The following is a 10,614-nucleotide window of genomic DNA, read 5'->3' on the forward strand; positions in this document are numbered from 1 at the left end:
GCCTTTTTCTACATTGAAATCATTCCCTCATTCTTTCCTCCATTTTCCTTCGTACCACTAAAGTCAGCCGTCCTTTCCACGATTTTCATGTTGTGGTTGCGGCTGAGATGCCATGGTGGTTTTCTATGTCGATTCACGGAAAAAAATAGCGTGCATGGAGAAAAAAGGAGGATGCGGAATGAGGAAGTATAACGGTCGATTGGCTATTGCCGGGTTCATGTACATCGGAATTTTGGCAATGATTCTCGGATGTACGCCGGATAAAGGTTCAGATGCGGTTCCGCAAAAACAGGCATCCCAGGAAAAGAAGGAACAATCCGCCCTGCCTGTTTCGCTTGCCAGAGAAGCAGTGCCGCTTCCTGAAGCAGACACTCCATACGAACCGGAAGTTATCGCAGAAGGACTTAACGTGCCCTGGGCGCTCGCCATGGCCCCGGATGGGCGGATGTTTTTCACAGAACGTCCCGGTACGCTGCGGATAATCGAAAACGGAAAAGTTCTACCACAGCCGGCGCTTTCATTCCCTCCGCCTTTTGTAGAGAAGGGAGAGAGCGGTCTGCTTGGGCTAGCAATAGACCCTGATTTCTTGACTAACCGTTACCTGTATGTTTACCACTCTTATGAACAGGATGGCCAGATCAAAAATCGGGTGCTACGTCTTACCGAAAGTAAGAACCGCGCCCGCGTCGATAAGGTGCTGCTGGATGGGATTCCCGGTAACTACAATCATAATGGGGGAAGGCTGAAAATTGGCCCGGACGGAATGCTGTATATTACGACCGGCGATGCGCTTGAGCGGGAGCGATCGCAGGAGAAGGATGATTTAGCTGGAAAAATTCTACGCATTCGGCTGGACGGTACCATTCCGGAGGACAATCCGGACCCGAATTCTCCCGTCTACAGTCTGGGACACCGTAACCCACAGGGATTGGCCTGGCATCCAGAGACCGGCAAGCTCTATAGTGTCGAGCACGGCCAGTCCGCTCATGACGAACTGAATTTGATTGAACCGGGCGCCAATTATGGATGGCCGGTTATTGAAGGAGATAAAACAGAAGAAGGCAAGAAGCGCCCTCTGCTACACAGCGGCGAGCAGACCTGGGCCCCCTCGGGAATCGTGTTTATACAACAGGGGCGATGGAAAGGACAATTGCTTGCGGCCAACCTGCGGGGCGAACAAATCTGGAAGGCCGAGCTGGATGGGGAGAATCCGATTAAAGTAGTCTCGCTGAACAGCCTGTTTCCCGGAGAATTTGGCCGGATTCGTGATATTGCAGAAAGTCCGGACGGCTCACTGTATTTTATGACGAATAACCGGGATGGACGAGGCAAGGAACGTTCCGGGGATGATAAGATTATCCGCTTGAAACCTCGTCTCTAAATTCTAATCTTTGTACTGCTTGCTTCATAAAATAAAGAGGAGCTGTGATTAGCTCCTCTTTTCTGTTTCATACGGAACGCCGATGCCGGTAAATCCGAGCAGTATGGTCAGTACGGGACACAGCAGGCAGAAAAACGCGAAAGGCAGATAGTCGATGGTCGAGACGCCCAGCACACCGGTAAGAAATACGCCGCACACGCTCCATGGAACGAGTGGATTGACGACCGTTCCGGCGTCTTCGAGTACACGTGACATATTTTTTCGCGCCAGCCCCAGTTTCTCATATTGTTTTATAAATGCGTTACCGCTCAAAATGATGGACAGATACTGTTCACCGAGCAGCATGTTTATGCCGATGGACGAGAAAGCGGTGGAGGCGATCAGTCGTCCTCTTGTCTCGATAAAGCCGTGGATTAGCTCCATAAGTCGATTGATAATTCCCAGCCGGTACAGCAGCCCGCCCATGCTGAGAGCCAGGAAAATTAGTGAAACAGAGAACATCATGCTTTGCATGCCGCCACGTGTCAGCAGTGCATCGACGGCTTTTATTCCGGTCTTAGAGACAAAACCATCCTGGATGATGCCGGCCATCCGGCCTGCCGTCATGCCCGGCTGCAGCCAGAATGCGAGCACGATACCGGAGAGAATACCTGCCATCAGTGTCGGAATGGCCGGAACACGGCGTATCGCAAGCAAAAAAACCAGGATAGGCGGAATTAAAGCCAGCGGATGGATTGCCGTGTGCTCTATCAGCGCTTTGCGCAAGCTTTCTACCTGTGCCGCCGAATCGGGTGCCGCGCTTCCGACGCCGAGATACAGGAAAAGCACAAATGAGATCAGGAGCGCAGGGACGGTAGTCCAGAGCATATGACGAATATGCGTAAACAAATCAACGCGGGCCATTGTTGGGGCGAGATTTGTTGTATCGGATAACGGTGACATTTTATCGCCGAAGAATGCTCCAGAGACGACTGCACCCGCTGTCAGGGCCGGGTTGATTCCCATGGCTTCTCCCATGCCCATGAGTGCGACGCCGATGGTAGCTGCTGTGGTGAGCGAGCTGCCGATACAGGTTCCGACAACGACGGAGAGTAAGAGCGCTGCGGCAAGAAAATAATTTGCGGACAGGAGATGAAAGCCATATACCATCATTGTCGGCACGGTACCGCTGGCCATCCAGACCCCGATGAGTGCACCGATAAGCAGAAAGATAAAAATCGGTACTAAACCGGGACGCACGCCTTCTATAATTCCCTGCTCGATTGTTGTCCAGGGGATTTTCTTGAAGAAGGCGACAAGAATTAACAGAAACAGACACAAAAGGATAGGAACGTGCGGTGGAGCTTTCAGCCCGATCATGATTGAGCCGATGATGCCAAGCAATAGCACGGTTAGCAGCACCGCCTGGCCTTTTGTAAAATGATGAGTAGTCGTTTCTTCCCGCACGGTAGATTCCCCCCCCTTATATAATTTATTACTTAAACGCTTGTTTGCTTTTAAGTGATAAAGTGACTTTTTAAGAATACAAGATTAATAGTTTGTTTGTAAAGTATTATTTTCAAAGAGTAGGGAAAAGGATACGATATAATTAAAGAAAGAAAAAACGAAAAAATGAGGATAAGAAGATGAAATATGGAACAATAAAATGGGACGCTAAAAGCAATCAGTTGCTGTCGACGGTATGCCGGAACTGTCCGGACCCGCACTTTCAGCGGCGATCGGAGGAGTTGCCGCATATTGGATGCTGTGCGTATGAACCGGTGTTTACTTTATTTGAGATATATAAAATGATAGCAGCGGGTGAGACGGACTTTTTCATGGAACAGCTGTACCGTAACCCGCGCAATACCATATATGAATACGAAATTGTAGCGGGAGCATTCATTCATCCGCTGTTCTATAGCCGAGGGCCAGGAGAGTCAGAATCTCCGGCGGAACGGTACGAGCGGCTGCGACAGTCACCGCATACGGCTTATCAGGCGGTGGATGAACGATTGGCGTATGCGGTGTGCCAATTTTTTGTCGACGGCAAGGGATGCGGTCTGAATCCGCATTTCAAAACGAGCATTTGCCGCTCGTTCATTTGTGACGCAATTGAAGAAAGGTTATCAGAAGAAGAACGCAAACAGCTGTCCGCAAGGCAGCGGATGATCCGGGACGAGGCCGAACCGTTTCACCGCAAATACAGGGCGATATTTCAAGAGAAAGGCTGGACACTGGGGGATAATATTGAAGAAATTATGGTTTACTTGCAAGAGTTGAATCAACAGAAGGCGGAGTGAAATTTCCACTCCGCCTTTGTTTGGATCGAATACAATTTCCCTCTTGCGTTTATACTTAGGAGAGAAACGGGAATTGAATCAAATATTACTTGATTACACGTCTGGCTGTTACATAATATTTTTGGTGCCAGGAACTGTTCAGGTTGCTGATGGTCACATCGTATTTCGTGTTTGCCATGTGCAGCACTTTGCCGTTGCCGATGTACATGCTTACGTGAGTAATGTCCCATTTGTTTTTCTTTGTGCTATAGAAAATTAAGTCGCCTTTTTGCAGCTTGCTCTTCGGTACATAGCTGCCCAGTTTTACCTGACGATCATCGTCGCGTGTATGAATGTCAATACCATTTTTCTTGAAAATATAGTATATAAATTGTGAGCAATCCATGTATTTTCCGGGAACATAATTGTGGCTGTACTGCGCCTTGCCGCCCATCAGGCTTTTGCCGGTACGGATGATATTGTCAATGACACGGTTTTCATTTGCCACATTTACCGTTGTGCCGAATTTTGCGGATACCATAGCTGCTTCAGCTTGTCCCGGACCAGCCGCCAGGCCGCCGAGCAGCATACTGCCTGCTAATAATCCTGTAGTAAGAGCTTTGAAACCTTTTTTCATGTAACTTCTCCCTCTCTCTTTAGCCGACGAGGTTAGCTGACGGGTTCGGTCGAAAGGCGCCCGACCACGCATAAAAGCGCGATTTCACCCCATTTGCTTGGTTCCCCCGTTCCAGATTCTGTATTATCTGGATTAGGCGTTTGTTTTTGTTATTTTTTATTCTCTATAAACGGTAATGTAAATGAGAGAGAAGGGCATTAGCAGATAGATGGCATCATTTCCTTTATTTTCATTTCTAGGTGGAATGACACATAGCCCCTGTTCGCCAAAAAAGCGAACAGGGGCTATGTGTCTGTGATTATGGATTTAGAAATTTGGTGTAAGAAGCCGGTGAGCAGCGACACGAATAGGCATTTCGATCGATGTTTGATAAACATCAAGTTGACCGGCCAGGCGAAACAGTTCCCGGTTTGGCTTGGTATTGACCTCGATAATCCAGACTCGGCCTTTTGTATCAATGCCAATATCAATGCCAAATTCTATGAAATTGCCGAACTTTGATTCGATATGCCGGGGCAGAAGAAGACTGACCCGCCTAATCTCGTCCAGAATGCGCGAAACTTCCTTTACAGAAAAGCGATAACCGAGCAATTCTTCAAGTCCGATAGCACGCCCGCCACTTTGCAGGTTAGAGGTAACGAATTGCTGAGGGGATTGTTTGCCCACCATGCCCGTTATCATCCATTCATCCTGCTCATTTTTTTGAACGAGCACCCGGCTATCGCATATGCTGTTGGGCAGCAAGGAGAGTGCAAGACCCTGCTGCAGAATGAATGTGCGTCCTTGCCGCTGGCACCACGTTAGTAAAAACCGCTCGGTAGCAGGGCACGTTCGCATGATATTACGGATAATGTTATTCTGTCGATCGCGGCCGACCATCTCAAATATACTTCCATTATGACGAATGCGCAGGATGCCTTTGCCTCCTGAACCGTTTACCGGCTTTACGTAGAGAATAGGGTGCTTTCGAATCATGCGCTGCAGTGCACCACGCTGCATTAATACGGTGTCCGGCAGGTAGGGGGCAATGTGTTGGTCCTGGCTTAGAAATCGGTGAGCGTTCCATTTATGAGCAAAACGGTTGTTTAAATAGGTTAGACGGCTTGCGCTGCGATATGCCGCATATTTTTTGAATACCTCAGGCAACATATTGCTGAAACGGTCGTATACGATATGCGGCAGGTGCGTTTTTTTTCTTCTCCATACTTTGGTTTTTATATCATACACGAAGCCGTATACAATTCCCTTGTTTTCATCGATGTCAGCGGGGGAGTAGACGATGAGTCCACAGTTATGCGTTTCAGCGGTGAGAGCAAGGCGCGTGAGGTATGTTTTACCTGCTATGAAATTCCCGTTACGATATGTCAACACTCCGACAAGTGGACGCTGTATGTTCATATTATCTCACTCTTTTCTTTAGTCTCCTCCTCCAACCCGGAACATAGATTTTCCGGGAGCATCTCGTATACAGGCAAACGTAAGGGAGAAACTTTATGAATGGGAATGTCGGGTCTCTCCCGTATCAATAAAAGTTTGCCTGATGCTGGGCGTATTCTACGATGCGCCGCAATGATAATTTACGAATATGCGGTTCGTCAAACTTGCCCGGTTTAGCGTTTGCTTCGATAAACCAGATGCGTGTGGTTTTATCGATGCCAATGTCCATCGATACTTCACCGAGTGCAGGCCATTCTTTTTCAAGCGAGCGAGCGATGCGCAGCGCCATATGATGAATCGATATGAGTATGTTTTCCGGTGAATAGTGCGGAAATGCGGCTGTAAGGACTTCTTCAGGCGATTGTACCGATCCGCCGCGCGGTACATGGGTTGTAATTTTGCCGGATCCCGCCAACCGGATCCCCATACCGGTTACATCCCATTCGCCGCGGCCGTTTTTTTGCGCCAGCAGACGGACATCGAACAGTTTGTTGTTGAATGTGGCCAGGTCGATACCCTGCTGTATAATGTATGGCTGTTTGATTCGGGATGAGAGATACATCCAGACTTCTTCCTTTGTAGAAAATGGTTTGCTTATCGTTTTTTTTCGTTCCTGGTATTGTATCAGATAGCCGCCTGTAGGCTTTCGCTGTACGCGGTAAATGCCTTGACCTGCCATACCGTTTACCGGTTTGACATATACGAACGGATAAGAAGACAGCATCTCATAAAGTATATTTTTCGAAGAAAGCGGTACGGTACACGGCAAATAGGGCAGGATGCCCGAGTCGCGCTGTAGAGCGGCATATAGCTGCTGTTTATTGAAGAAATGAGGATTGTATAGTGTGAGGTTGCGCATGTTTGAAAGTTGTGCCAGCGCAATCTTTACATGCTTTTGCTCTTCCGATGCACGGTTAGGGATGCGGTTATAGAGAACGTGCGGCAGCGGCAGCCTTTCTTTTATCCATTTCTTTCCATGTCGATGGTACAGATAGCCCTGTACGGTACGCGTTTTCCAGTTGATATTTTCTATCGGGACGACGTATACGAGTGCGCCTATCCTCCGGCCTGCTTCGATAATATCAATAAAGTTGCTTTGAACTCCGCGAAACAGTCCGCCTCCTGCCACAGTAAGAATGCCGACGAGAGGTCCTATCGTAAAATGGTTCTGGTGAGAACGAATGCGTACTTTTGCTTTGATGGAATACAGATTGGGCCGTTTGCGTGTTACAAGCATCGTTTTTTCCCAGGAACCGAACCGCAGGCGAACTTTCTTTCGGGAAAGAAGTGGATGCGGCGTTTTGCTCGCGGAGAGGTGAAGGCGCCATGTTCGGTGTAAGGGGTGAATGGACACCCATCCTGTCGCGAGCGTACTCATGAAGTCACCGACTTTGAGCGATTTTGCCAGAGATAATACGCGTAGCGCAGCGGATTAAGTCGTACATCCCGAAAATGTTTCCCTTCTTCAATCTGACGGAAGGAAGCGCGCCCGGGTTTGGAGTTTACTTCAATCAACCATACCTGACCCCAGCGGTCGACTCCAATATCGATACCCAATTCGACCAGGCGCCCATGCCTTCCTTCGAGGAACGGAGGCAGTTCTTTGACGATAAAATCAATTTCCTGATTAATCTTTACCATTTGCTCTTCGCTAAAGTATTTACGAAGGAAAGATTCATACGAGTACGCCTTGCCTCCCCCGCATAAGTTAGACGTGAGGCCATTTTTAACACCGGCGCGTACGGCGCGGCCTGTTTCTCCCCATTCGCCTTTGCCGGTTTTCTGCACAAGTACGCGGATGTCGAATGGAATACCGTCTGGAGTCGAGAGTTGAAGATACGGTTGGGCGATCATTTTCACCTTGAATTGATTGCGTAGCCATAATAGCAGTGCTGTCCGGCTGGGAAACGTGCGGTGAAAAATTTTATTTTTAAAGTTTCGACCATCGACACGGTGGACATTGTTTTTAGATATAACTCTCATTACACCGATACCGAGCGAGTTGCGCATTGGTTTTACGACAACCGCTTCATAATTGTTGAGCAGATCTTTAATTACCTGCATGGATGTAATGAGTTCAGTGGCGGGCATGTGGGCGGCGATGCCGGGATGCTGGATAAGATGGTTGTGGTTCTTAAGCTTGTCGCCCAGCACATGTCCAAGAAACGTAATGGAAGGATTTGCTTTCAATCCTTTGATTTGCGCTTCGTATTTTTTACGGTTGGACAGACGGTCGTAGATTAGTGTCGGGAAAGGCAAGCGAATTTTTACCCATTTTTTCTGAGGGGTATATCGGTATGCCATGACCGTTTTTGTCGTGAAATTGATGTTTGTAGGTAAAATGACGTATACCGGCAGCCCGATTTTTCTTCCTGCCTGGGTCAAGAATGCAAAGAACGTTTTGTCGGGAAAAGGTTGATATTTAGTACTTGGGGTGGCTAGAATGCCCAAATAACCCGAAGGGTTTTTTTTCATTATGATGACCTCCTTCTTGGACGTCGCTTGGCTTGCGGCGTTTTTTTGGGAGCGGACGGAATAAAGCCGCTCCGGTAAAAACAGTAGTCAACCAGTCGAATGACAGAAGGTCGCGACCCTTTGCCGGCATTCGCCAGGGCATTATTTGTTTTGGAAGGCTTGGAGTTGATTTCAAGCAGCCATACTTTGCCGCTTTTCTCAACACCTAAATCGATGCCGAGTTCCGCATAATGGCCTTCCACACATTTCTCGAATAGTCGGGCGATGAGTAGTGCATGCTTCCGGATGGAAGCGGCAACCATATTGCGTGTCATCGGAGGAAACCCGGCCGCCGTCAGCGCCCCGCCCAGCGGAAGCATGGTCCCGCCGCGCGCCACGTTGGAGACGATACTTTTGCTTGTGGGTGCGCTTCGTCCCACCACGGATGTGATGCTCCACTCGCCGTATCGGTTTTTTTGCACAAGCGCGCGAAAATCCACAATACCTCCCCGCATTTTGATAAGATGTAATCCCTGCTGCATTAAATATTGCTGCTTACCTATGCGAGAGCGCAGCATCTGGTGCAGCGTCCCCAGTGTACGGTATCGCCGTATGACCGTTCCGTTCAATGAAGCATATTGGCATACATAACCGCCATTGGTGCGGGCGAGACGGATGATGCCACGCCCGAGGCTGCCGCTGGACGGCTTCAGGTAGATGTACGGGTGTTTCTGCAGCATAGCTGAAAGTGATGCAACTCCTGTGTACAGCTCGGTATACGGAGAGAAGGAGGCGTTTTCCGGCAGACGGGACATCCGCTCGTAAATGTGCCATTTATCGAGGAATTGTTCGTTAAAGAATAGTACGCCTTTATCTTTCAATATGGCGATTTTCTCCTTTGTCTCTTCTTTTTCTTCAATCCGGCGCGATCCGATGCGATTATAAACACACTTCGGCAGCGGAAATCTTCGTTTAATCCAATGATTGTTGTGATACGTCCACCCATCCACCGTATTGTTCTCCTGCGAGATTTGATCTAATGTGAAAATAAAACCGAGTCCTCCCCGCAGGCGACAGGTCTGCGATACCTCACGACAGAAATCGGTAATTCCCCCGAACATTCCTTCTTCTGTAGGCGCCATCCGGTAGATTAGCACGCCGACAAGCGGTCCGACGATAAGCTCTCGGGTTTCCGCATGAAAATAAAAGCCGTATGCCATCTCTTCTTCGAGCAGATGAAGTCTCCGTGCGAGAGATTCCCGGATTCGTACAGGAGCAGCGGTGGTGACCGTTTCAAAAGCAACCTTTACTGTTTGTAATCCGTACGTCAGGTTAAGCGAATTTTTGCCGGAAATCCCATGTTTTTTGACAAAGGAGGTCGGGAGCTGTAAATCGATCGCGGTGGGAAGAGACTGATCGGGTATAGGTTGAATCCGCGTATAATGCTGCGGCATGGATCGCTCCCCCTTTCTTACATGCGTGTATCATCCCTTTATCTTATGAGCGAATGAACAGGAGCGTGAGTATTCTATCCATTTGTTTACTGTAGAAGAGGCTGGTACAATAAAAGGAGGAACTTTAGTGAAGCAAAGAAAAGAATGGAGGGTGAAAGTATGAAAATTACATATCATGGACATTCTTGTATACAGGTTTCACATCAAGGCAAATCGGTGATTATTGATCCGTTTCTGACGGGAAACGCTCTGGCAAAAGCAAAGCCGGAAGAAATTGAAGTTCAGTATGTACTGCTGACGCATGCACATGGGGACCATATCAGTGACGCACTTACCATTGCTAAGCGGAATAATGCTACGGTCGTTGCTACGCATGAGCTGGCTACATATATGGGCTGGCAGGGAGTTAAGGTCCATGGCATGAATCTGGGTGGCGCGTACGAATTTGATTTTGGTACTGTGAAGATGACACAGGCTTTTCATAGCTCTGCGATTGTGCTTGATGATGAGCAGAAGATTATCTATGGCGGCATGCCGGGCGGCTTCCTTGTGACAATGGGAGGCAAGACGCTTTATCATCTTGGCGATACCAGCCTGTTCAGCGATTTGAAAATGATTGGAGAGCGCAATACGATTGATATCGCATTTGTGCCAATTGGTGATAACTTCACCATGGGACCGGAAGATGCATTGCAGGCGTCCGAATGGGTTGGTGCAAAACTCACTGTACCTGTGCACTACAATACTTTCCCGGTTATTAAGCAGAATCCGGAAGCGTTCGTACACGGCCTTGAAAGCAGAGGTTTGAGAGGTAAAGTCATGACTGTGGGAGAAGAACTTGAAATATAATAGTTTAGTAACAGTTTTGTAATATATATGTAATATTCATGGGGTATCTTAAAATCGTGATGAAAAACCCCCTTTTATATACCTCTTGTGTTGGAGCGACGGATCAAGTCGCTCTTTTTTTCTGTGAAAATCGCGAGAAAA

General features: G+C 48.2%; 9 protein-coding genes and 1 riboswitch. Of the genes, 3 read left to right on the forward strand and 6 right to left on the reverse strand.

Features of this window, described 5'->3' with window-relative positions; genetic code table 11:
• Positions 1 to 178 precede the first annotated feature (178 nt).
• Entirely contained in the window at positions 179 to 1,381 is a 1,203-nt protein-coding gene (locus ADA01nite_RS00340; protein ID WP_246147173.1) for a PQQ-dependent sugar dehydrogenase, read from the forward strand.
• 48 nt (positions 1,382 to 1,429) lie between these two features.
• Here ADA01nite_RS00340 and nhaC read toward each other — a convergent pair whose 3' ends face one another.
• Positions 1,430 to 2,827 (reverse strand): Na+/H+ antiporter NhaC, encoded by a 1,398-nt coding sequence (gene nhaC, locus ADA01nite_RS00345; protein ID WP_146807904.1) that lies wholly within the window; start codon positions 2,825 to 2,827, stop codon positions 1,430 to 1,432.
• A 179-nt stretch (positions 2,828 to 3,006) separates the two neighbouring features.
• Between nhaC and ADA01nite_RS00350 the strand changes: the two genes are divergently transcribed.
• Positions 3,007 to 3,663 (forward strand): hypothetical protein, encoded by a 657-nt coding sequence (locus ADA01nite_RS00350; RefSeq protein ID WP_146807905.1) that lies wholly within the window; start codon positions 3,007 to 3,009, stop codon positions 3,661 to 3,663.
• An 85-nt stretch (positions 3,664 to 3,748) separates the two neighbouring features.
• Here ADA01nite_RS00350 and ADA01nite_RS00355 read toward each other — a convergent pair whose 3' ends face one another.
• The 5 genes from ADA01nite_RS00355 to ADA01nite_RS00375 all read right to left on the reverse strand — a co-directional run bounded on the left by ADA01nite_RS00355 (position 3,749) and on the right by ADA01nite_RS00375 (position 9,624).
• Positions 3,749 to 4,279, reverse strand: coding sequence for a C40 family peptidase (locus ADA01nite_RS00355; RefSeq protein WP_170230036.1), 531 nt, complete (start codon positions 4,277 to 4,279; stop codon positions 3,749 to 3,751).
• Between the two features lie 6 nt (positions 4,280 to 4,285).
• Positions 4,286 to 4,428: riboswitch (cyclic di-AMP (ydaO/yuaA leader) on the reverse strand.
• 157 nt (positions 4,429 to 4,585) lie between these two features.
• Positions 4,586 to 5,677: a YheC/YheD family endospore coat-associated protein gene (locus ADA01nite_RS00360; protein ID WP_146807907.1), complete on the reverse strand. Its 1,092-nt coding sequence runs from the start codon at positions 5,675 to 5,677 to the stop codon at positions 4,586 to 4,588.
• A gap of 124 nt (positions 5,678 to 5,801) precedes the next feature.
• Complete coding sequence (locus ADA01nite_RS00365) at positions 5,802 to 7,094, reverse strand: YheC/YheD family endospore coat-associated protein (RefSeq protein WP_146807908.1); 1,293 nt, start codon at positions 7,092 to 7,094, stop codon at positions 5,802 to 5,804.
• A complete protein-coding gene (locus ADA01nite_RS00370; RefSeq protein ID WP_146807909.1) occupies positions 7,091 to 8,191 on the reverse strand; it encodes a YheC/YheD family endospore coat-associated protein in 1,101 nt (366 codons plus the stop codon). The genes ADA01nite_RS00365 and ADA01nite_RS00370 overlap by 4 nt, the downstream gene beginning before the upstream one ends.
• Positions 8,191 to 9,624 carry a YheC/YheD family endospore coat-associated protein gene (locus ADA01nite_RS00375; protein WP_146807910.1) on the reverse strand — a complete coding sequence of 478 codons (1,434 nt, stop codon included), beginning with the start codon at positions 9,622 to 9,624 and terminating at the stop codon, positions 8,191 to 8,193. The genes ADA01nite_RS00370 and ADA01nite_RS00375 overlap by 1 nt, the downstream gene beginning before the upstream one ends.
• 159 nt (positions 9,625 to 9,783) lie before the next feature.
• Between ADA01nite_RS00375 and ADA01nite_RS00380 the strand changes: the two genes are divergently transcribed.
• Entirely contained in the window at positions 9,784 to 10,473 is a 690-nt protein-coding gene (locus tag ADA01nite_RS00380) for a metal-dependent hydrolase (RefSeq protein WP_146807911.1), read from the forward strand.
• Positions 10,474 to 10,614 lie beyond the last annotated feature (141 nt).

It is taken from the genome of Aneurinibacillus danicus (genome assembly GCF_007991215.1).
Taxonomy (GTDB): Bacteria; Bacillota; Bacilli; order Aneurinibacillales; family Aneurinibacillaceae; genus Aneurinibacillus; species Aneurinibacillus danicus.

Excerpts from the sequence above, each read along its gene's own strand:
- ADA01nite_RS00340 (WP_246147173.1), top strand. The coding sequence starts at position 179 with ATGAGGAAGTATAACGGTCGATTGGCTATTGCCGGGTTCATGTACATC.
- ADA01nite_RS00350 (WP_146807905.1), top strand. The coding sequence starts at position 3,007 with ATGAAATATGGAACAATAAAATGGGACGCTAAAAGCAATCAGTTGCTG.
- ADA01nite_RS00355 (WP_170230036.1), bottom strand. The coding sequence starts at position 4,279 with ATGAAAAAAGGTTTCAAAGCTCTTACTACAGGATTATTAGCAGGCAGT.
- ADA01nite_RS00360 (WP_146807907.1), bottom strand. The coding sequence starts at position 5,677 with ATGAACATACAGCGTCCACTTGTCGGAGTGTTGACATATCGTAACGGG.
- ADA01nite_RS00365 (WP_146807908.1), bottom strand. The coding sequence starts at position 7,094 with ATGAGTACGCTCGCGACAGGATGGGTGTCCATTCACCCCTTACACCGA.
- ADA01nite_RS00370 (WP_146807909.1), bottom strand. The coding sequence starts at position 8,191 with ATGAAAAAAAACCCTTCGGGTTATTTGGGCATTCTAGCCACCCCAAGT.
- ADA01nite_RS00375 (WP_146807910.1), bottom strand. The coding sequence starts at position 9,624 with ATGCCGCAGCATTATACGCGGATTCAACCTATACCCGATCAGTCTCTT.
- ADA01nite_RS00380 (WP_146807911.1), top strand. The coding sequence starts at position 9,784 with ATGAAAATTACATATCATGGACATTCTTGTATACAGGTTTCACATCAA.